General features: G+C 73.0%; 20 protein-coding genes and 2 tRNA genes. 13 read left to right on the top strand and 9 right to left on the bottom strand.

Annotated features, from left to right (window positions below):
- Positions 1-53 precede the first annotated feature (53 nt).
- On the top strand, positions 54-1,094 hold the full coding sequence (locus tag FH610_RS15995) for a P1 family peptidase (protein WP_139575205.1): 1,041 nt from the start codon (positions 54-56) through the stop codon (positions 1,092-1,094).
- A gap of 49 nt (positions 1,095-1,143) precedes the next feature.
- Here FH610_RS15995 and FH610_RS15990 read toward each other — a convergent pair whose 3' ends face one another.
- Entirely contained in the window at positions 1,144-2,379 is a 1,236-nt protein-coding gene (locus FH610_RS15990; protein ID WP_139575204.1) for a DUF5685 family protein, read from the bottom strand.
- A gap of 114 nt (positions 2,380-2,493) precedes the next feature.
- Between FH610_RS15990 and FH610_RS15985 the strand changes: the two genes are divergently transcribed.
- Positions 2,494-3,258, top strand: coding sequence for an enoyl-CoA hydratase/isomerase family protein (locus tag FH610_RS15985; protein ID WP_139575203.1), 765 nt, complete (start codon positions 2,494-2,496; stop codon positions 3,256-3,258).
- Between the two features lie 44 nt (positions 3,259-3,302).
- Positions 3,303-3,893: an Rv1733c family protein gene (locus tag FH610_RS15980; RefSeq protein WP_139575202.1), complete on the top strand. Its 591-nt coding sequence runs from the start codon at positions 3,303-3,305 to the stop codon at positions 3,891-3,893.
- Positions 3,894-3,914: 21 nt separating this feature from the next.
- Here FH610_RS15980 and glgC read toward each other — a convergent pair whose 3' ends face one another.
- Entirely contained in the window at positions 3,915-5,222 is a 1,308-nt protein-coding gene (gene glgC, locus FH610_RS15975) for a glucose-1-phosphate adenylyltransferase (RefSeq protein ID WP_276607674.1), read from the bottom strand.
- A 4-nt stretch (positions 5,223-5,226) separates the two neighbouring features.
- Here glgC and glgA point away from each other — a divergent pair, with 4 nt between their 5' ends.
- Positions 5,227-6,411, top strand: coding sequence for a glycogen synthase (gene glgA, locus FH610_RS15970; RefSeq protein WP_139575201.1), 1,185 nt, complete (start codon positions 5,227-5,229; stop codon positions 6,409-6,411).
- Here glgA and FH610_RS15965 read toward each other — a convergent pair.
- A complete protein-coding gene (locus FH610_RS15965) occupies positions 6,395-7,438 on the bottom strand; it encodes a zinc-dependent alcohol dehydrogenase family protein (protein WP_139575200.1) in 1,044 nt (347 codons plus the stop codon). The two genes, glgA and FH610_RS15965, sit on opposite strands and share 17 nt — an antisense overlap.
- A 58-nt stretch (positions 7,439-7,496) precedes the next feature.
- Here FH610_RS15965 and pgeF point away from each other — a divergent pair, with 58 nt between their 5' ends.
- Positions 7,497-8,186 (top strand): peptidoglycan editing factor PgeF, encoded by a 690-nt coding sequence (pgeF, locus tag FH610_RS15960; protein ID WP_139575352.1) that lies wholly within the window; start codon positions 7,497-7,499, stop codon positions 8,184-8,186.
- A gap of 48 nt (positions 8,187-8,234) precedes the next feature.
- On the opposite strand, the gene FH610_RS15955 is transcribed toward pgeF, so the two are convergent.
- On the bottom strand, positions 8,235-8,693 hold the full coding sequence (locus tag FH610_RS15955) for a MarR family winged helix-turn-helix transcriptional regulator (RefSeq protein ID WP_205825806.1): 459 nt from the start codon (positions 8,691-8,693) through the stop codon (positions 8,235-8,237).
- A gap of 50 nt (positions 8,694-8,743) precedes the next feature.
- Between FH610_RS15955 and FH610_RS15950 the strand changes: the two genes are divergently transcribed.
- Complete coding sequence (locus tag FH610_RS15950; protein WP_139575199.1) at positions 8,744-9,136, top strand: VOC family protein; 393 nt, start codon at positions 8,744-8,746, stop codon at positions 9,134-9,136.
- Positions 9,137-9,144: 8 nt separating this feature from the next.
- Here the strand turns inward: FH610_RS15950 and FH610_RS15945 are convergent, their stop codons facing one another.
- Complete coding sequence (locus tag FH610_RS15945) at positions 9,145-10,104, bottom strand: SPFH domain-containing protein (protein ID WP_139575198.1); 960 nt, start codon at positions 10,102-10,104, stop codon at positions 9,145-9,147.
- A gap of 244 nt (positions 10,105-10,348) precedes the next feature.
- Here FH610_RS15945 and FH610_RS15940 point away from each other — a divergent pair, with 244 nt between their 5' ends.
- The 4 genes from FH610_RS15940 (at position 10,349) to FH610_RS15925 (ending at position 13,806) form a co-directional block, all read left to right on the top strand.
- Positions 10,349-11,071, top strand: coding sequence for a hypothetical protein (locus FH610_RS15940; protein WP_139575197.1), 723 nt, complete (start codon positions 10,349-10,351; stop codon positions 11,069-11,071).
- A 218-nt stretch (positions 11,072-11,289) separates the two neighbouring features.
- Complete coding sequence (locus FH610_RS15935) at positions 11,290-12,288, top strand: YihY/virulence factor BrkB family protein (RefSeq protein ID WP_139575196.1); 999 nt, start codon at positions 11,290-11,292, stop codon at positions 12,286-12,288.
- Positions 12,285-13,058, top strand: a complete 774-nt coding sequence (locus tag FH610_RS15930; protein ID WP_139575195.1) for a phosphatase PAP2 family protein — start codon at positions 12,285-12,287, stop codon at positions 13,056-13,058. Before FH610_RS15935 ends, FH610_RS15930 begins: the two co-directional genes overlap by 4 nt.
- Positions 13,042-13,806 (top strand): phosphatase PAP2 family protein, encoded by a 765-nt coding sequence (locus FH610_RS15925; RefSeq protein WP_139575194.1) that lies wholly within the window; start codon positions 13,042-13,044, stop codon positions 13,804-13,806. The genes FH610_RS15930 and FH610_RS15925 overlap by 17 nt, the downstream gene beginning before the upstream one ends.
- 89 nt (positions 13,807-13,895) lie before the next feature.
- On the opposite strand, the gene FH610_RS15920 is transcribed toward FH610_RS15925, so the two are convergent.
- The 4 genes from FH610_RS15920 to FH610_RS15900 all read right to left on the bottom strand — a co-directional run bounded on the left by FH610_RS15920 (position 13,896) and on the right by FH610_RS15900 (position 15,875).
- Entirely contained in the window at positions 13,896-14,633 is a 738-nt protein-coding gene (locus FH610_RS15920; RefSeq protein WP_205825805.1) for a hypothetical protein, read from the bottom strand.
- Positions 14,634-14,985: 352 nt separating this feature from the next.
- Positions 14,986-15,056: transfer RNA gene (locus FH610_RS15910), tRNA-Cys, on the bottom strand.
- A 30-nt stretch (positions 15,057-15,086) separates the two neighbouring features.
- Positions 15,087-15,158: transfer RNA gene (locus FH610_RS15905), tRNA-Gly, on the bottom strand.
- Positions 15,159-15,212: 54 nt separating this feature from the next.
- A complete protein-coding gene (locus FH610_RS15900; RefSeq protein WP_139575192.1) occupies positions 15,213-15,875 on the bottom strand; it encodes an ACT domain-containing protein in 663 nt (220 codons plus the stop codon).
- Positions 15,876-15,977: 102 nt separating this feature from the next.
- On the opposite strand from FH610_RS15900, the gene dusB reads away from it, so the two are divergent.
- The 3 genes from dusB to FH610_RS15885 all read left to right on the top strand — a co-directional run bounded on the left by dusB (position 15,978) and on the right by FH610_RS15885 (position 19,517).
- Positions 15,978-17,090 (top strand): tRNA dihydrouridine synthase DusB, encoded by a 1,113-nt coding sequence (gene dusB, locus FH610_RS15895; protein WP_240808992.1) that lies wholly within the window; start codon positions 15,978-15,980, stop codon positions 17,088-17,090.
- Between the two features lie 286 nt (positions 17,091-17,376).
- Entirely contained in the window at positions 17,377-18,003 is a 627-nt protein-coding gene (gene ccmA / locus FH610_RS15890; protein ID WP_139575191.1) for a heme ABC exporter ATP-binding protein CcmA, read from the top strand.
- Positions 18,000-19,517: a DUF6297 family protein gene (locus tag FH610_RS15885; RefSeq protein WP_139575190.1), complete on the top strand. Its 1,518-nt coding sequence runs from the start codon at positions 18,000-18,002 to the stop codon at positions 19,515-19,517. The genes ccmA and FH610_RS15885 overlap by 4 nt, the downstream gene beginning before the upstream one ends.
- The last annotated feature ends 122 nt before the right edge of the window (positions 19,518-19,639 follow it).

The raw sequence follows: 19,639 nt of genomic DNA, 5'->3' as shown, positions 1-19,639 counted from the left end.
GGCCCGCGAACGCTCCGCGTACCGCGGGGTGTGACACCGACAAGAGGAACGTCATGGACAACCACCTGAACGGGCGCGCACGGGCGCGCTCGCTGGGCGTCGTCGTCGGCGGGTTGCCGACCGGGCCGCTGAACGCGATCACCGATGTCGAAGGGGTCCTGGTGGGTCACACCACGATCGACGACGGCGCCGATCTCCACACCGGGGTCACCGCCGTCGTCCCCCGGCAGCTGACCGCCGGGCGGCGGAACCTGCCCGCGGCCGTCTACGCCGGCAACGGGTACGGCAAGCTGGTCGGCTCGACCCAGGTCGACGAACTCGGCGTGCTGGAGTCACCCGTCGTCCTGACCGCCACGTTGTCGGTGTTCCGGGCCGCCGACGCGCTGCTCACCTATCTGATGGGCCGCCGCCCGGACGGCATCTCCTTCAATCCCCTGGTGGGCGAGACCAACGACGGCTTCCTGTCCGACATCCGGCGCCGCCCCGTCGCCGAACGGCACGTTCTCGACGCGCTGGAGGGAGCGTCCGGCGGGCTGCCCGGGGAGGGATGCGTGGGGGCGGGCACCGGGACGACGGCCCTGGGGTTCAAGGCCGGCATCGGCACCTCCTCCCGGCGGCAGGTGGTGGACGGGGCTCCGGTCACGGTCGGAGCGCTCGTCCAGGCCAATTTCGGCGGCGTGCTGACCGTCCGCGGTGTCCCGATGCCGGTCGGCGAACTCATCCCGGGGGCTCGTCATCACGAACAGGCCGGTGGCTCCTGCATGATCGTGGTGGCCACCGACGCGCCGCTCGACGCACGCCGGCTAGGCCGCCTCGCCCGCCGGGCGGTCTTCGCGATGGGCCGTGTGGGCGCGTCGTACTCCAACGGCAGCGGCGACTACGCGATCGCCTTCACGACGGCGCCGCCGCGGCTCCCGCCCCTGCCCGACGAGGCGCTGAACCCCGTCTTCGCCGCGGTCATGGACGCGGTCGAGGAGGCGCTGCTCAACTCCCTGTTCACCGCGACGACCACCACCGGATTCCGCGGCCGCACGAGCCATGCGGTCCCCTACGACCGGCTCCCGGGCACGGACGGCCGGACCGCGCTCGCGTGAGCGCCGCCGGGCCCCCGGCGTCAGGAGCCCGGCGTCGGGAGCCCGGCGGTCAGGCGCCGCAGTCGCAGCAGCAGCCGTCCCCGCAGCAGCAGCCGTCTCCCGAGCAGCAGTCGGAGCAGTCGGAGCACGACGAGCAGCAGTCGCAGCATCCCGAGCAGTCGGGGCAGCCGTCGCAGCCGCTGCAGAAGCAGCGATCCATGCACTGCTCCTGCCGATACTCGCTCCACGGCGGGCGGTAGAGCCCGCAGGTCAGGAAGGTCGTCATCCCGGCCACCACCGTCAGCGCGATCCCCGGGCGCCCGCCCGACGGCTCCTCCGGCGGCCCGCCGGGCGGGGCGTCGAAGGGCGCGGGGGAGGTGTCCCCGGCCGGCATGCGGTGCGCCGCGCAGGCGGCGCCGTGGGCGCGCGGCCCGAACGCCCGGTCGACGGCGCGGCGGGTCTCGCCGCACAGCAGCGCCTCGACCAGGTGCCGCTCCTCCAGGTCGAGGTCGCGTACGGCCAGGCGCAGCCCGTGCAGCGCCTCCTCGCACACCCGCCGGGCCTCGGCGGGCGAGGTGCCGGTCGCGTCCAGCGGGTTGTACGCCCCGCGGGCCCGGTCCTCGGCGAGGTCCTCGACCGCGTCGATCAGGTGCGCGATCCGGCCGAAGAAGCGGCCGGCCTCGCGCAGGCTCTCGGCGTTGCCCGGCCGGCCCGCGAGCGTGGCGGTGTGCGCGAAGGCCGCGGCCACGGCGGTCTCGGTGGGCTCGGTGACGTCGAGCAGCCCGCACCCGGGGGACGCCTCCAGCAGCGCCTGGCGGGCGGAGACCTCGGTCAGGACGGCCGTGTCGAAGCCGATCGACTCCGCGCCGCGCCGGGCGGCCGAGGCCCAGGCGGCGGCCGTGGCGCGCATCGGGGCGCCGGTCACGCGCCGGGCCGCGATCCCGTCGCCGTCGGACGCGTGGTCGCGGATCTTGCCCGAGGCGAGGGCCAGCGAGACCACGGCGGCCAGGCGGGCGCCCCGGTCGTCCGACCGCACCACCTCCGCCGGCCGGAAGCCGCGCAGCGCGCAGGGCCCGGCGGTCCGCCGGTTCGGCCCGGCCCCGGCCCGTGACCGGGCCTGTGACTGGGCCTGTGACTGGGCCTCGGTCAGGACGGACAGGATGAGGCCGTCGTAGTTGGTCGCCATGCGGGCCAGATGTCCGTGCCGGTCCCGCAACGTCAGGCAGAGCCCGCACAGGTGCGCGCGCCAGGCCTCGTGGACGGACGGGCAGGAGTGGCGGGCACACGGCCGGAGGATCCCGAACACCCAGAGACTCCTTGGGGGTCATGCGTACGGGATCATCCCGTTGCGCGGCGATTATGCCACTTCGGGGCGGGACCCTGCCGGAGTAGTCGGGCGGGCGAGCTGGACAATCGATGGATGGAAGTTACCGACGGGTTCGAGCTGACCCTCGACGAGCACGTCGCCACCCTCACCCTCAACCGGCCCGCCAAGCGCAACGCCGTGACCGCCGCCATGTGGCGGGCGCTGCCGGGCATCCTGGCGGACCTCGCCGCCGAGCCGAAGGTACGCGTCCTCCTCCTTACCGGAGCCGGCGGAACTTTCTGCTCCGGTGCTGATATTTCGGAAATTCATGAGCTTGGCGATAACGACGATGACACCGGTCTTACTGTTGTCGCGGAGCGCGCACTGATGACCTTTCCCAAACCTGTGATCGCGATGATCGAGGGATACTGCGTCGGCGGCGGATGCCAGCTCGCGCTCGCCTGCGATCTGCGCGTCGCGGCGGCCGGGGCCCGCTTCGGCGTCACCCCGGCCAAGCTCGGGATCGTCTACCCGCTCAGCTCCACGCGGCGGCTCGCGGAGATCGCCGGGCCCGCCACCGCGAAGCTCCTGCTCTTCTCGGCCGAGCTCATCAGTGCAGATCACGCCTTGCGCACCGGTCTCGTCGACGAGGTGTGCCCGCCGGAGGACCTGCGCCGGCGCGTCCACGGCCTGGCGGCCACGATGGCCGGCAGATCCCGGCTGACGCTGGCGGCGGCCAAGCAGATCATCGACGGCCGGGCCGGGGAGGCCGAGGTGCGCGCCTGGCAGCGGGAGGCCAGGGAGAGCGGCGAAATGGCCGAAGGTGTCCGGGCATATCGGGAGGGGCGTTCCCCTGGATTCTCTTGGGATGCAAAATAGGCATAAACGGGACTCGCAGTGGTAATGACCCTGTGAGGTGTGAGATGTCGCAGAATCCATTCGCCAGGTTCGCCCGATGGCTGGGGCTTGATAGGAATCCGCTTCGACGCCGGTGCGACCGGGCCGAAGCGGTGGTCCGGCTTGCCGCCGTGCTGGGAGTCGTGGCCGCGATCGTGTTCGGCGTGATGCTCGGCATGCGCGAGTACGGCAACGGCCTGCGGACCGAGGCCCAGCAGATGCGCAGCCGACATCAGGTCGCCGCCACCCTGACGGGCGACGTGACGACGCCCCGGTTGTCGGTGGCCGGAGCGGCGGTCGGGCATGCCCAGGCCACCTGGGTGGCCCCCGACGGCACGGTGAGGGCCGGTGTCATCGAGGTCTCGCCCAGCAGGCACGCGGGTGAGACCGTGCGCATCTGGACCGACGGCAGAGGCGTGATCACGCCCAGGCCGCAGGACCGGGAGACCACGGCGGTCGCCGCGCTGACCGTCGGCACGGGCGTCCCGCTGGCCGCCGCCGCGATCCTCGCGCTGCTGGTGACCTGCACCCGCCTGGTCAACCAGCGCAGGGCCCGCCGGGTGTGGGAGGCCCAGTGGACCGTGGTCGAGCCCATGTGGCGGATCAACGGCCGCTGAGCCGCTCACACGCGGGCCGGCTCAGCGGTCGACGATCTCGTTCTTCCCGATCACGACCACACCGCTGCGGGTCACCGCGAAACGCTGGCGGTCGTACTCCAGGTCGAAGCCGATCCTGGCGCCGTCGGGGATGACCACGTTCTTGTCGATGATGGCCTTGCGGACGATCGCGCCCCTGCCGATCTTGACCGAGCCCATCAGCACCGAGTCCTCGACGTGCGAGTGGGAGTGCAGCACCACGCCGGGGGACAGGATCGAGCGCAGCGCGGTGCCGCCCGACACGATCACCCCGGGCGACACGAGCGACTCCAGCGCATGCCCCACCCGGTCGCCCTCGTTGTGCACGAACTTGGCCGGCGGCAGCGGATCGTTGCCGGTGTAGATCGGCCACCGGTCGTTGTAGAGGTTGAAGACCGGCTGCACCGAGATGAGGTCCATGTTGGCCTCGTAGTAGGCGTCGAGCGTCCCCACGTCGCGCCAGTAGCCGCGGTCGCGCTCGGTGGAGCCGGGCACCACGTTGTCCGCGAAGTCGTACACCTCGGCGCCGCCGCTCTTGACGAACATCGGGATGATGTTGCCGCCGAGGTCGTGCTTGCTGCTGGGGTCGAGGGCGTCCTCGCGCAGGGCCTCGATGAGGGACTGGGTCTTGAAGACGTAGTTGCCCATCGAGGCGAAGATCTGGTCGGGCGCGTCGGGCAGGCCCACCGCGTCCTTCGGCTTCTCGCGGAACGCGACGATCCGGCGGCCCGAGGGGTCCGCCTCGATGACCCCGAACTGGTCGGCCAGTTCGAGGGGCTGGCGGATCGCGGCGACGGTCACGTCCGCGCCCGAGTCGATGTGCTGGTCGACCATCTGGCGGGGATCCATCCGGTAGATGTGGTCCGCGCCGAAGACGATCACATGATCGGGCAACTCGTCGTAGATCAGGTTGAGGTTCTGGAACAGCGCGTCCGCCGATCCGGCGAACCAGCGCGGCCCGAGCCGCTGCTGCGCGGGCACCGGGGTCACGTAGTTGCCGAGCATCGACGACAGCCGCCACGTCCGGGAGATGTGCCGGTCCAGGCTGTGGTTCTTGTACTGCGTCAGCACCACGATCTGCCAGTAGTGCGCGTTCGCCAGGTTCGACAGAACGAAGTCGATGAGCCGGTAGATGCCGCCGAAGGGCACGGCGGGCTTGGCCCGGTCCGCGGTCAGCGGCATCAGCCGCTTGCCCTCTCCACCCGCAAGCACGATCGCCAGGACCTTCATAGGCAGGACCTTAACCCGCGAAATGGCTAACAAACACCAGGGACACCGGCAAACAGTGCGGATCAGGGACTCTAAGCTCACTCGTATGCGTGTCGATCTGCTGAGCCGTGAGTATCCGCCCGAGGTGTACGGCGGCGCCGGAGTCCATGTCGAGTACCTCGCGCGGGAGCTTCGCGGGCTGGCCGACGTGCGGGTCCGCTGCTTCGGTGCCCCTCGCGAGGAGCCCGGTGTGCGGGCCTACCCGGTCCCCGGGGGACTGTCCGGCGCGAACGCCGCCCTGCAGGTGCTCGGCGTCGACGTCGAGATGGCGGCCGGCTGCGAGGGCGCCGACGTCGTGCACAGCCACACCTGGTACGCGAACTTCGCCGGCCACGTCGCCAAGATGCTGTACGGCGTGCCGCACGTGATGACCACGCACAGCCTGGAGCCGCTGCGCCCGTGGAAGGCCGAGCAGCTCGGCGGCGGCTACACGCTCTCGTCGTGGGCGGAGCGGACCGCGCTCCACGCGGCCGACGCGATCATCGCGGTGTCCGAGGGCATGCGGCGCGACGTCCTCACGGCCTACCCGGAGGTCCCCGCCGAGCGCGTACGCGTGATCCACAACGGCATCGACACCGAGGAGTACGCGCCGTCCCGGGGCACCGAGGCCCTGGTCAGGCACGGCATCGACCCGGCCGTGCCGTACGTCGTCTTCGTGGGGCGCATCACCCGGCAGAAGGGCCTGGTGCACCTGCTCCACGCGGCCCGGTCGTTCGACCCGGCGGCGCAGCTCGTGCTGTGCGCGGGCGCGCCCGACACGCCGGAGATCGCCGAGGAGGTCACGGCGCTCGTGCGCGAGCTGTCGGCCTCCCGCAAGGGCGTGGTGTGGATCTCCGAGATGCTGCCCAGGCCCGAGGTGATCCAGATCCTCACGCACGCCACCGTGTTCGTGTGCCCTTCGGTGTACGAGCCGATGGGCATCGTGAACCTTGAGGCGATGGCGTGCGAGACCGCCGTCGTGGCGACCGCGACCGGAGGCATCCCCGAGGTCGTCGCCGACGGCGAGACGGGCCTGCTCGTCCCGATCGACCAGGGCGGGGACGGCGAGCCGCGCGACCCGGAGGCGTTCGCCGCGGCGCTGGCCGAGCGGGTGAACGCGCTGCTCGGCGATCCGCGCCTGGCCGCCGCGATGGGCGAGGCCGGGCGGGTGCGGGCGATCGACCACTTCTCCTGGCGGCGGATCGCCGAGCGGACCCACGAGCTCTACGCGTCGCTCACGGGCCAGGGATGATCATGGTGACGCCCGGATGCGCGCCCGGCCGGGTCAGCGCGTCCGGCGCGTCGTCCAGGCCGATGGTGTGGGTGACCAGCAGGTCGGGGCGGAGCACGCCCGCCGCGATCAGCTCCAGCATCGGGGGATAGGCGTGGGCGGCCATGCCGTGGCTGCCCGCGATCTCCAGCTCGTGCGCGATCACCCGGCCCAGCGGCAGGGTGGTGTGCCCGGGGAGCAGGCCCACCTGCACGTGGCGGCCCCGCCTGCGCAGGCTGCCGATCGACGCGGCGCAGGTGGCGGGATCGCCCAGCGCGTCGAGGGAGACGTCGGCGCCGCCGCCCCCGGCCGCCGCCCTGACCCGCGCGGCCGACTCCCCGGGAGAGTCTTCCTCGCCGATCCGGACGCACTCGGCCGCGCCGAACCGCCGGGCCAGGTCGAGCGCGGCGGGGGACACGTCCACCGCGACGACCCGCGCCCCCACGGCGGCGCCGATCATCACGGCCGACAGTCCGACCCCGCCGCAGCCGTGGACGGCGAGCCACTGGCCCGCCCGGACCCGCCCCTGCTCGACGACGGCGCGGAACGCGGTGGCGAAGCGGCAGCCCAGGCTCGCCGCGGTGGCGAACGCCATGCCGTCCGGCAGCCGCACGAGGTTGACGTCGGCGTGGTCGATCGCCACCAGTTCGGCGAACGATCCCCAGTGGGTGAAGCCGGGCTGGGTCTGCCGCTCGCACACCTGCTGGTTGCCGGTCGTGCACTCGCGGCAGCTTCCGCAGGCGCAGATGAACGGCACCATCACCCGGTCGCCCGGCCGCCAGCGGCTCACCCCCGGGCCGGCCGAGTCCACCACACCCGCCAGCTCGTGCCCGGGGACGTGGGGCAGGACCGTGATGTCCGCGTCGTGGCCCATCCACCCGTGCCAGTCGCTGCGGCACACCCCGGTCGCCTCGACCCTGATCACCACGCCGTCCGGCGGCGCCACCGGGTCCGCCACCTCGCGCACCTCGGCCCGCCCGCCGAACTCCTCGTACACAACCGCGCGCATGTCACGCTCCTTTCCCAGGCCGTACGCTAATCGGGTGATTGCGATCGACCGGGTACGGATGGCCTTCACCGACCGGCACGGCGGCGTGAGCGCCGGGCCGTACGGCACGCGCAACCTCGGCGGGGCGGTGGGGGACGACCCGGGGGCGGTCGCCGAGAACCGGGCGAAGACGGCCGCGGAGTTCGGGCTCGACCGGGTGGTCTTCATGCGTCAGGTCCACGGGACCGACGTCGCCTACGCGGAGCAACCGTTCGGGGACGAACCGCCCGCGCTGGACGGGGTGTTCACCGACCGTCCCGGGCTGGGCCTGGCGGTCCTGGTCGCCGACTGCGCGCCCGTGCTGGTGGCCGATCCGGTGGCCGGCCTGGTCGGCGGCGCGCACTCGGGACGGCCGGGCACGGAGGCGGGCGTGGTCCCCGCCCTGGTCGAGGCGATGGCCGCGCGGGGCGCACGGCCGGAGCGGATGGTGGCCGTGATCGGGCCGTCGGCCTGCGGGCTGTGCTACGAGGTCCCGGAAGACCTGCGCGAGCGCGTCGCCGCCCGCGTGCCCGAGACCTGGTCGCGGACCCGGCACGGCACGCCCGCGCTCGACATCCGGGCCGGGATCGCGGCCCAGCTCGCCCTGGCCGGCGTGGCCGACGTCCGTCACGACGACCGCTGCACGATCGAGACGGCGGACCTCTACTCCTACCGCCGTGAGCAGCGCACCGGGCGATTCGCCGGTTACGTCTGGCTCACCGGCGCCTGAGACCGCTCCGCCGCCTGGGACCGCTCCGCGACGGCCGCCGGAGGCCTCTCAGGCCCGTGCCCGCGGCTCCAGCCCGGCGTACGCCTTCCTGAGCAGCGCGTGCAGGGCCGCCCGCTCGTCCTCGTCCAGCGCGGCCAGCAGGTCGTCGCGCACCTCGCCGGCCTCGCGCAGGGCCGCCTCCAGCGTGGACCGCCCCGCGGGGCTGACGGCGACCCGGTATCGCCGCCGGTCCTCGGGGTCGCGCTCGCGCTCCACGAGGCCGAGCGGCACGAGCGTGTCCATCACCGCCACGAGGTCGCTGGGGTCGATGCCCAGTCGCGCGCCGAGCTCGCGCTGGGACGCCGGGCCGAAGTCGCGCAGCGCGGCCAGCACGGCCATGTCCCACAGGCCGATGCCGTGCCCGCGCAGCCGGTCGCCCATACGGCGTCGCCCGGCGATGCCCACCTTCGACAGCAGGAACGCGGTGATCCCGAGCAGGGACGGGGGAAGTTGCGGCACGTCGCTCACGAGAGCAGGATAGGGCACCACCAATAGTTGGTACTTGCCAAGGGATTTCCATGGACGCTCTCTATCCTCGCGTGCTCGCCTCCCGGTTCGCCGAGTGCTTCCGCTTCTACGACGGCCTGCTCACCGCGGTGGCGGGCGCGCACCTCGTCAAGGGCGCGGAGGCGGGGCCGTACGCCAACTGGGACCGCGACAAGGAGGCGGTGCTGGCCCTGCTCGACCGCGAGATGCTCGCGAAGGTCACCGGTGTGGACCTCGACGGCGGACGCGACGGGACGATGCTGGTCCTGACCGTGGACGACGTCGACCGGGCCGCCGCCGTGGGGGCCGCCAACGGCGGCCGGGTCGTGGCGCCGCCGAGCGCCCGGCCCGAATGGGGGCCGACCTGCCGCACCGCGCACCTGCGCGACCCCGACGGCAACCTGCTGGAGCTCCAGTCTTACTAGACCTCGTTTCACTTGCTGGGCACGATGATCTCGGAGTTGCCCGGGGCGTAGACGGTGATGCCCTGGGGAAGTGACTTGAGCTTGTCGATGTCGGCGCAGGCCGGGCACCGCTTGTACCCTGACTGGCGGGCGCGGTCGGCCTTGGCCCTCGCCTCGGCCGAGTCGACCTCCGCGAGCGCCTCGGCGACCCGGGCGCTCGCGGCCAGCGCCCTGGTGACCGCCTGCTGCACGTCCTGGGGCAGCGCGACCCGGACGAGGTTGAAGCGCATGCCGGTGAGGAACCGGCCGCCGAGCGTCTGGGCGAGGTCGTGCTCCAGCGTGGTGTTGACCGCGTTCTGCACCCGGGCGATGCCGCCGTTCGCGTCGTGCGGCTCCAGCCTGACCCCCTGCCGCGCCTTGTCGACCAGGGCGCAGGTGGGGACGAGCTCAGCGCACCGCATCGCGCCGATCTGGGCGCGCAGCGCGTTGTCGACCACCGGGCGCACGGCCTGGCCGAAGAAGGCGGCCCAGCCCTCGTCGCCGTCCCAGGCGTGGCGCTGCCCCCCGTCCTGCCCCCGGAAGGTGCGGGTGCCGAACTTGTCGTCGAACCGCTTGAGCGTGTCGTGGTCGAGGTTCAGCGTGAAGTACAGCGTGCCCTCGATGCCGAGGTCCACCCCGTCGCTGCTCGGCACCGTCACGACGTCCACGCCGAGGGTCGTGGCCCGCTTGGCGTCGGCCGTGATGGTGTAGAAGCGCTGCTGGGCGGGGTAGCGGTGCGCCGACGACCACAGGCCGGTCCACGTCAGGCCCGACGCGGGATCGACGATCTGCCGGATGCCGCTGTCGTCGAGCGGCCCGCCGTCGCGGATCACCGCGACCTCGCCGCCGTCGGTGCGCTCGAAGCCCGTGACCGCGCCGAAGAGCGTGACGAGCGCCGACGCGACGGCGGCGGCGAGACCGGTGACCCCGAGTGCCCGTATCAGTCCCATGGAGATCGCTCCTCTGGAGTGGGGGGTTTCCCTCCAAAGTAAAAATCGTTCAACAAGTCGACAAGAGACTTGGAGGGTGATTTTTGCGGGCGCCTTGCGAGGGGCTTGCAGCGGTTGCGGAAAGCCTGCGGCAAGAGGCGTGCAGGCGAGCGGGCCTATCACTGAGGTGCACGGCCCCGGCGGCGACGGCCGGACCGGGACCGCCGATCAGCACCCTCGTCCCGCAGCAGCACAGGAGACTGACATGAAGCGCACCCTGCTCGGTCTGGCCACCGCCACGATCGCCGGTCTGGCCGTCACCGCCCCCGTCACGCTCATGGCCGGCCCGGCCTCCGCCGGCGGCGACTTCGGCCCGAACACCTGCCTGGAGGGCTACGTCTGGCGCGAGGCCCGCACAGGCGACGTCGTCTGCGTGACGCCCGCGACCCGCACGCAGACCCTCGCCGACAACGCCGCCAAGGCGTCCCGCTGGACCTCCGGTCCGTTCGGCCCGCACACCTGCGTCACCGGCTACGTCTGGCGCGAGGCGTTCACCGGCGACGACGTGTGCGTCACCCCCGCGGCCCGCGCGCAGGCCAAGGCCGACAACGGCAAGGCGGCCGACCGCAGGGTCTCGGCCAAGCTGTGGATCACTCGCTACACCGTCCCGCCCGTGGACAACGGCGACGGCACCGCCACCAGCACCTCGGTCGACGACATCCCGCGCCTCAAGATCAACGGCGACCACTACAACTTCGGCCAGGTCAGGCTCTACATCCGGTACAACACCGGCAGGCTCTACTGGAGCGGCACGGTGAGCGCGAGCGCGCACAGCGGCTACGTCGGCGGCAGCTTCGGCAAGAAGACCGGCGTGTTCGACTGCTCCGGAGGCGGCAAGGCGGCCAACGCCTACGCGCAGGCCCAGGACGTCGTGTCCGGCCGCTGGTCGCCCCGCATTCCCGTACGCGTCGGCTGCGCCGTCCTGTAACCGGCGGCGCGAAAACGGCGACCCGGAGGACCGGCCCGGTCGGGCCGGTCCTCCGGCGCGTCGCGGGAGAGCCGTCGCCCAGGTCAAGGGATCTTCTGAAAGGCCTGGCGTTCCAAGCATCGTGATCGGGGTAGTCGGTGGTTCTGCGGGGACCCGCCGAGGCCGGCCCGCGACCCGGCCCCGGCGGGTCCCCACCCCCTGACGATGTGAGGACTGACATGGGAACCGCGACCCCGGTGCCGGAGACCAGGAGCATGAGCGGCGACGAACTGTCGGCCGACGACGCCTACGCCGCCATACGACGGTACGGCGGCTGGCACCTCATCCGTGACGCGTACGTCCGGTTCAGGTATGGCGACGGCACGAGCAACGCCCGCTCCTTCGCCTTCCAGACCTGCCTCGCGATCATTCCGGGAGCGATCGCCGTCGTGGGTCTGAGCTCGGTGCTGCACCAGGAAAGCTTCGGCCGGCTCCTCGAGCTCACCCTGCGGCAGCTGACCCCCGGCGCGGGCTCGCAGGTCATCCAGGAGACGCTCGACCAGAGCCACCACGCCTCGGGCGCGGGGGAGAAGCTGGCCCTGTGGCTCGGCCTGCTGACCGCGCTGGTGTCGCTGACGACCGCCATGGGCCAGTTCGAACGCGGGGCCAACCGCATCTACGGAATCGAGCGCGACCGCCCCTTCCTGGCCAAGTACGGCAGGGCGCTGCTGATGGCCGTCACTGCGGGCCTCTTCATGAGCGTCGGCTTCGTCATCCTGGTCGGCGGCGCCGCGGTCGGGGAGGCCGCGGCGCACGTCTACGGCTGGAGCGACACGGTGCAGCGGCTGTGGGGCTGGCTGCGCTGGCCGATCGGCTTCCTGCTCGCCGTCCTGTCGATCTCGGTGCTGTTCCGCTCCTCGCCCCGGCGCAAGCAGCCGGGGCACACCTGGCTCGCGGTCGGGGCCACGGTCGCCGTGCTGCTGTGGACGCTGTTCACCTGGCTGCTCGCGCTCTACACCGCCAGCAGCCACACCTTCGGCGCGACGTACGGCCCGCTCACGGCGGTCATGGCGCTGCTGCTGTGGTCGTTCCTCAGCTCGATGGCGCTCTTCCTCGGCCTTTCCTTCTCGGCACAGCTGGAGGCCTGCCGCGCGGGCCGCGGCGAGCCGGCCGAACCCGACCCCGGCCCCGCCCCGGCATCGCCGCGGGAGCGGCAGCCGGTCGGGAGCGGCCGATGAGCTGGTGGCGCAGGCGGCTCGACCCCGAGCACGGACTCGGCCTGCGGCTGACGGTGGCGACGGCGGCGCTGGCGCTGATCGGGGTGCCGTTCACGGTGCTGCTGGTCTTCGTCAAGACCTCCTTCGGCCCGCTCACCGAGATCGACGAGGGCGCGGCGCGGGACCTGCACGCCTACGCGATCGGCAACCCCGGGTTCGCCCGGTTGATGGAACTGGTCAGCGACGTCTTCGCGCCGCTGACCTGGCGGATCGCGGTCGGCGCCGCGGTCGCCTGGCTGGTCTGGCGCCGCGCCTACAACCTGGCCCTGTGGGCGGCCACCACGATCACGGTCGGCGGCCTGCTCGGCCTCGCCCTGAAGGTCATCGTCGCGCGGGCCCGGCCCAGCCTGCCGGACCCCGTCGCCATCGCCCCCGGCGCGTCGTTCCCCTCGGGACACACGGTCAACGCCGTGCTCGGCGCCGGGATCCTGCTGCTGCTCGTCCTGCCCCTCGTGCGGGAGCGCGGGCGGGTGCTCGCCTGGACGCTCGCCGTGCTGATCCCGCTGGCGGTCGGCTTCAGCCGGATCGCGCTCGGCGTGCACTGGTTCAGCGACGTGGTGGGCGGGCTGGTGTTCGGCGTGGCGGTGGTGACCGCCACGGCCGCAGCCTTCGAGACCTGGCGCCGCCGCGACGTGGGCCGCCGGCCCGCCCAGCCGTTACGCGAGGGCGTCGGGCCCGAGACGAAGAGGGAAATCGCCCCCGAAGGAGGACGAATTGGACGCCGTTCGTAATCGTGGCACGGCCCGGAGCGCCCGGTCCTCCTCGGCGCCCGCTCGAGGAGTGGCCGCGGAGGCGGCGCGGCGGGTCCTGCTCCCGCTCGCGCTCATGGCCCTGGTGACCCTCGGGCTCGGCCTGCTGCTCACGAAGGTCCTGGAGCACTCGACGCTCGTCGCGCAGGACGAGGCGGTCAGCCGCGAGATCGCCCAGGAGCGCACGCCGTTCTGGAACGAGGTGACCCACTACGGCTCGATGTTGTCCGACACGCCCGTGATCATCGTGGTGACGACGATCATGGCGATCCTCTTCCGGGTCGTCTACCGGCGCTGGCGGGAGTCGGTCTTCCTGGTGGCCGTCGTCTGCGCCCAGTCGGCGATCTTCCTGCTGGCGACCGTGTTCGCGCAGCGGGCCCGCCCGCACGTGCCGCATCTCGATCCCGCGCCGCCCACGTCCAGCTATCCGTCGGGGCACACCAGTGCCGCCGTGGCGTTCTACTGCGGCACCGCGCTCGTGCTGACCCTGCACACACACCGCCACGCGATCCTGAACGCGCTGTGGTGGCTGCTCGGCGCGGGAGCGGCCCTGGCGGTCGGCCTGTCCAGGCTTTATCGGGGCATGCACCATCTGACGGACGTGAGCTGGGGCTACGTGCTCGGGATCTTCTGCGTGGTCGTGCTCGCCCAGGCCCTGCTGCTGCGGCCGATCACGGCGTCGCGGCGCGCCGCGCCGAAGCGGGCCGTACGCGGGGCCGCGCTGACCTGACCGGCCCACACGGTCACCGGCTCACGGCCACCTGCGTACGGCCACTGCTCTCGGCCACCGGCTCAGCGGCGAGCCGGTGGCCGGGGTGGTCAGGCCGACATGCCGGTGAGGCGGCAGGCGTCCGCCCAGCGTGCGGGATCGATCGCAGCGGGGGCGGGTTCGGCGCCGGCCCTTGTGGCGGATTCGACGGCGGAGTCGACGGCGGTCCCGGCGTCGAATCCGGCAGCGGGACGCAGCAGGGCCCAGCAGTCGTCGATCGCGTCGGCCAGCAGGTCGCGCAGCAGCCGATCGGGGTCGGGCACGCACGCCTGAGCGATGCCCCGCACCGCGAGCTGCACGGTGTTGGGCGCGGCGTACCTGCGGAAGCCCTTGGGTGAGACCCGCACGCCACGCCCGAAGGTGTAGGCCCAGCGGGCGGCGTCCGGCACCTGGGCCAGCGCCTGCCTGCTGCGCTCGTCCAGATCCCCGGCGGAACGGCCCTCCAGCTCGGCGAGCACGTGCTCGGCCGACAGGATCGAGACCGCCATCGCGAGCTGGCGCTCGTGCGCGACGACCGGCAGCGCGGCCCTGGCCGAGCACAGGGCGATCCGCGCGTCGAGGCACGGATCGTCGCCCGTCAGGCCGATCACCGACGGGATCAGCTCGGCCAAGCGGGGCCGGGCGGCGTCGGAGGTGTGGTCGTTGACGAGGCGGGCGAGCCCGGCGAGCAGCGGGTGTGTGCACGACGGATGGTCGCTCCACCGCTCACCTGCGAGGTAGGACGCGAACTCCATGAAGCAGGCGCCCTTGCTGGGATTGCGATGCTTGCCACGAGAGAGCATGGGCATCGCTGGAGGCATCTGACCGTGCACGAGCTACTCCACGCTGAATCGCCTGTTGTGTCCCTTTCAGTGTGCGCCCGTTATCGGACGTTGAGAAGAAGCCTTACCTCGACTTGTCCCTCGCATGCCGGAACGCGCCGCGCCCTTCGGGTGCGGCGCGCGGATGCCCTGGTCGCCCACGTTGGGGAAGTACGTGTGGCGCAGGCCGACGCTGTACCCGCCCCTGCCGGACGGCCTGCTCGCCAAGGTGCTCACGATGGCCCGTCACCAGCCCGCTCGGAGGGCCGACGCTGGTGGAAGCGGAGGTGTCGGCACGCATGACATGCGTGCCGACATCCGGAACCGGATCGGAAAACAGAGGTGGAGACGGGATTTGAACCCGTGTACGCGGCTTTGCAGGCCGCTGCCTCGCCTCTCGGCCACTCCACCAGAGCGAGGCCCATAATCGTGACCTCTCGGAGCGGAAGACGGGATTCGAACCCGCGACCCTCACCTTGGCAAGGTGATGCTCTACCACTGAGCCACTTCCGCGTCCGCCTTGCGGCGACGTGGCTACTGTACCGGGTTTTCGGCTGCGGTGTGTACTCAGAACGGCCGGGCGCTCGGTCTGCGAAACGCGCGGTCGGCTCCCCGCTCGATCGCGGGCAGGGTCAGGAAGATCTCCAGGATCCGCGTGAGCCGGTGCACCTCGTTGCGGTGGAAGTCCGGCCCCTCCGCCCTGGCCAGCATCAGCGACAGCGCCAGCGGCGGCAGCGGCGCGACGATCACGTGCAGGCCGGACGGCAGCGTGGCGGCCGTCGGCCGGGGCGGGGTCTCCTCGGGGAACGGAATGTCCTCGGGTGCCCGCCAGCTCGCGTACACGGTGACGCGCGGGTCCTTCTCGGTCGCCGCCGCCGCCCAGTCGGCGCTGAACAGCACCGGCATGGAGTCGATCAGCGTGCCGAGCGCGCGGTCGCCCGCCGTGGTGAGGAACTTCAGGATCTCGAGCTCCGGATAGGTGCCGGGAGCCTCCCTGGTGCCCCAGATGCCCTCGATCCGGACCTCGTCCACGCCGTGCAGGGCCCGTACGAGGTCCTCGCGGGGGGCGGCGTCGGGCCAGTAGACGGTGAAGTCGTCGAGGGCGCGGCCGCCGCCCCGGTCGAGCACCGTCACCTGCGTGATGTCGGCACCCGCGGACCCGAGGACCCCGGTCACCTGGCTCAGCGAGCCCGGACGATCCGGCAAGGCGATTCTCAGCCGCAGCAGCATGACGACCTCCCCCACCGTTGGTCCAGGTCAGATTAACCGGGGCAAAAGCCTCACGTCCATGATCTTGTACGGCTCACCGCCGGCAGCGGGGACAATGAATGAGTGAAAGTCGGCGCGCTCGAGGTCTGGCCCCCGGTGGTGCTCGCTCCCATGGCGGGCATCACGAACATCGGTTTCCGCACGCTGTGCCGGGAGCAGGGCGGCGGCCTGTTCGTGTCCGAGATGATCACATCGCGGGCGCTGGTCGAGCGGGTGCCGCTGACGTTCCAGATGATCCGGTTCGGCGCGGACGAGTCCCCTCGCAGCATCCAGTTGTACGGGGTCGATCCGGCCGTCATCGGCAAGGCCGCGCGGATGATCGCCGAGGAGGACCTGGCCGACCACATCGACCTGAACTTCGGCTGTCCCGTGCCCAAGGTCACCCGCAGGGGCGGCGGGTCGGCCCTGCCGTACAAGCGGAACCTGCTGCGCGCGATCCTGCGCGAGGCGGTGGCCGGTGCCGGGCCGCTGCCGGTCACGATGAAGATGCGCATGGGCATCGACGAGGACCACCTGACCTACGTCGAGGCGGGACGGATCGCCGTGGAGGAGGGCCTCACCGCCGTCGCCCTGCACGCCCGTACGGCCCGCCAGCACTACGGCGGCACCGCGCACTGGGACGCGATCAAGCGGCTGAAGGACGCGGTGCCGGAGATCCCGGTGCTCGGCAACGGCGACATCTGGAGCGCCGACGACGCGCTGCGCATGGTCGCGGAGACCGGCTGCGACGGAGTCGTGATCGGGCGGGGCTGCCTGGGGCGGCCGTGGCTGTTCCGCGACCTCGACCTGGCCTTCCGGGGCTCGGCCGAGCGCGTCCGTCCCCGTCTGGGGGAGGTCGGCGCGATGATGCTGCGCCACGCCGAGCTGTTGTGCGAGGTCATCGGCAGTGAGTCGCACGGGCTCGCCGACTTCCGCAAGCACGTCGGCTGGTATCTCAAGGGCTTCGTCGTCGGAGCCGAGACCCGACGCGCCCTCACTTCGGTCACCCGCCTGCCGGAGATGGCCGAGCGGGTGGCCGAGCTCGACGCGGACCAGCCGTGGCCGGAGGAGGCCGACGGCCCGCGCGGCAAGAGCGGCGAGAGGTCGAAGGTGTCGCTGCCGCACGGCTGGCTCGACGACCCCGACGACATGACGATCCCCGGCGCCGGAGCCGAGGACCCCACCTCCGGCGGCTGAGCGCGCGGCTCTACGCTCCGTCGGGCGTCCCCCGTGAGGCGGGCCCGCGGCGGGCCCCCTCCCGCCACAACCACCGCGTGAGCAGGAGGACCGGCGGCACGATCGCGAGTGCGATCCCCGCGTGGGCGGCCCAGGCTCCCGCCAGGGTGGTCCCGCCCCACGACCCGTTCAGCTCAGTAGCACGCGCACTGCCCGACCTCCACCGATCCTCTGGAAGATCCACGCTAGGCGCTCCGGCCCGGAGACGGGCGGACAGGGGTGCGGCGCCCGCGCGTAGGCTCGGGGCATGACGAACGCGATCATCACGGCCCGCGGGGTCGGGCTGGATCTGGGCGGCGTGCCCGTGCTGCGCGACGTCGATCTCACCGCTGCTCCGGGCGAGGTCGTCGCCGTCATGGGGGAGAACGGCGTAGGGAAGTCGACGCTGCTGCGATGCCTGGCCGGCCTGCACCCCTCGCCGCGCGGCGAGATCGACGTTCTCGGCGGGCCGCCTGCGGACCTGCCGGACTTCTGGCGGCGGGTCGTGCAGGCCGGCGACGAGCCCGCCTGGTATCCGGGTCTGAGCGTCCGCGAACACCTGGAGCTGATGAGGGCCGTCCAGCAGGACGCCCGCCTGACGGCCGACGAGGCGCTGGAGACCTTCGAGCTGAGCGCCCGGGCCGATCTCGCCCCGTTGTCGCTGTCCACCGGCCAGCGGCAGCGGCTGTCGCTGGCGATGGCGCTGCTCCGGCCGAGCCGCCTGCTCCTGCTCGACGAGCCGGAGCGCGGCCTGGACGCCGGGTTCAGGCAGCGCCTCGCGGGGATCCTGCGCGGTTACGCCGCCGAGGGCGGCACGGTCGTGATGGCCACCCACGACGCGCGGCTGGCGCAGGACGCGGGAGCCCGTGTGATCACGCTGCGGGCGGCGTCGTGATCCCGGCGGCCGCGCGGACGCACCCCGCCCTCGCCTACCTCCGCGCCCGCCGTGGGCGGCCGGCGACCTTCTCGGACCGCTACACCGGCGTTTTCGGCCTGCTCGTCGCCGCCGCGGTGCTCGGCCGCCCGGTCGCGGAGGCGCTCGCCGGGCTGGCCCACCACGCCGACCCCGCGCGGCTCGGCCCCGGGCTCGCCCTGGTCGCGGCGGCCTACGCGGGCTTCCTCGCCCTGGCGCGGGCGCTCGGACCCGTCGTGCTGCCCGCCGCCGACGCCTCGTGGCTGGTGACGTCGCCGCTGCCCCGCCGGGCCGTGCTCGGCCGTACGGCGCTGCTCCTGCTGTCGGCGGCGGTGCTCGCCGGGGCGGCGCTCGGGCTGACCGCGCTGTCGGTGTTCGGAGCCCCCGATCAGCTCGGTGTGCGTCTCGCGGCGGCGCTGGTGCTCGGTGTCGCGGCGGGCGTGGGCGGCATGGCCACGGCGGTGCTCGGCCAGCAGTCCCCGGCGTCGGACGCCCGGCTGCAATTTCTGATCGCCGGGGCTCTTTCCGTGGCCGTGCTCGCGGCCGTCCTCGGCGCGGGCCCCGGCCGCCGGATCCTCGCCGCCGTCGCGGAGGCGCCCGCGTCCCTGGGCGTGGCGGCCGCGGGCGTCGCCTCCGTCGTGGCCGCCTTCCTCGTACGGCAGGCCTGGACGGCGCTCGCCCGCATCCCCGCCCACCGGATCCTGGCCTCCTCTACCAGGACGGCGCGGGTGACCTCGGCGGCGACCACGCTGGATCCCGGGATGCTCACCTGGGTCGCGGAGGACGCCCACTGGCGCGGCCGTGCGCTGCGTTCCCGCCCCTGGCCCCGCCTCCTGTCGCGGCTCGGCCCGGCGCCCGCGCTGGCCTGGCAGGAGTGGCTGCGGGTGGGCAGGCGGCCGGGCCGCCTTGCGGCGCTGCTCGGTGCGGCGGCCCTGCCCGCCGTCTGCGCGAACGCCATCGGAGGCGGGTCCGGAGCCGCAGGGATGCTGTTGTGCGGGGCGCTGACCGCTGCCGCGATGTGCACCGGAGGGGTCCGGCGCGACGGCGGCGACCCGGCCCTGGCCCGGATGCTGGCCGTGGACGGCAGGGCGGCGACGGCCGCCCGGGCCGTGCTGCCCGCGCTGCTGGCCGCCTCCTGGTCGGCGCTCGCCCTGGTGGGCCTCCAGGCCGCGGGCACGCTGCCGGCGGGGGCCTGGTGGGCGCTCGGGCCGGCCGCCGCCCCCGCGCTCGCGGCGGGCGCGCTGCGGATGGCCCGGCGGCGGCCCGTCGACCACTCCATGCCGGTCATCGACACCCCGGGTGGCGCGGTGCCGACGGGACCGCTGATCTGGGCGTTGACCGGCGTGGACCTCGCGCTGTTCGGGTCCCTGCCCGCGCTCTCCGCGCTGGCGTCGCGGCCCGCCTCGGTGGCGCCGTACGTCGCGGCGCAGGCCGTCGCCGGGGCCGCGGTGCTCGCCGCCTACATCCTGCGGCCGAGCCGCGGGAACCGCCCGTAGACGCGACCGGCCGGTAGGAGCGGGACTACGGCCTGTGACCGGACTGTGATCCGGATGATGACTCCGCGAAGTCAACTTCGGCGTACCTTGCGGTCAAGGGCTTGCCGCACCGCAGGGGAGAC

Origin of the sequence: Microbispora catharanthi (assembly GCF_006334915.2) — a bacterium.
Lineage (GTDB): Bacteria > Actinomycetota > Actinomycetes > Streptosporangiales > Streptosporangiaceae > Microbispora > Microbispora catharanthi.
Note: the sequence above shows the minus strand (reverse complement) of the source record. Positions and strands in the feature narration are given on the sequence as shown.

Excerpts from the sequence above, each read along its gene's own strand:
- FH610_RS15995 (WP_139575205.1), top strand. The coding sequence starts at position 54 with ATGGACAACCACCTGAACGGGCGCGCACGGGCGCGCTCGCTGGGCGTC.
- FH610_RS15985 (WP_139575203.1), top strand. The coding sequence starts at position 2,494 with ATGGAAGTTACCGACGGGTTCGAGCTGACCCTCGACGAGCACGTCGCC.
- FH610_RS15980 (WP_139575202.1), top strand. The coding sequence starts at position 3,303 with ATGTCGCAGAATCCATTCGCCAGGTTCGCCCGATGGCTGGGGCTTGAT.
- glgA (WP_139575201.1), top strand. The coding sequence starts at position 5,227 with ATGCGTGTCGATCTGCTGAGCCGTGAGTATCCGCCCGAGGTGTACGGC.
- FH610_RS15965 (WP_139575200.1), bottom strand. The coding sequence starts at position 7,438 with ATGCGCGCGGTTGTGTACGAGGAGTTCGGCGGGCGGGCCGAGGTGCGC.
- pgeF (WP_139575352.1), top strand. The coding sequence starts at position 7,497 with ATGGCCTTCACCGACCGGCACGGCGGCGTGAGCGCCGGGCCGTACGGC.
- FH610_RS15950 (WP_139575199.1), top strand. The coding sequence starts at position 8,744 with ATGGACGCTCTCTATCCTCGCGTGCTCGCCTCCCGGTTCGCCGAGTGC.
- FH610_RS15945 (WP_139575198.1), bottom strand. The coding sequence starts at position 10,104 with ATGGGACTGATACGGGCACTCGGGGTCACCGGTCTCGCCGCCGCCGTC.
- FH610_RS15940 (WP_139575197.1), top strand. The coding sequence starts at position 10,349 with ATGAAGCGCACCCTGCTCGGTCTGGCCACCGCCACGATCGCCGGTCTG.
- FH610_RS15935 (WP_139575196.1), top strand. The coding sequence starts at position 11,290 with ATGGGAACCGCGACCCCGGTGCCGGAGACCAGGAGCATGAGCGGCGAC.
- FH610_RS15930 (WP_139575195.1), top strand. The coding sequence starts at position 12,285 with ATGAGCTGGTGGCGCAGGCGGCTCGACCCCGAGCACGGACTCGGCCTG.
- FH610_RS15920 (WP_205825805.1), bottom strand. The coding sequence starts at position 14,633 with ATGCCCATGCTCTCTCGTGGCAAGCATCGCAATCCCAGCAAGGGCGCC.
- FH610_RS15900 (WP_139575192.1), bottom strand. The coding sequence starts at position 15,875 with ATGCTGCTGCGGCTGAGAATCGCCTTGCCGGATCGTCCGGGCTCGCTG.
- ccmA (WP_139575191.1), top strand. The coding sequence starts at position 17,377 with ATGACGAACGCGATCATCACGGCCCGCGGGGTCGGGCTGGATCTGGGC.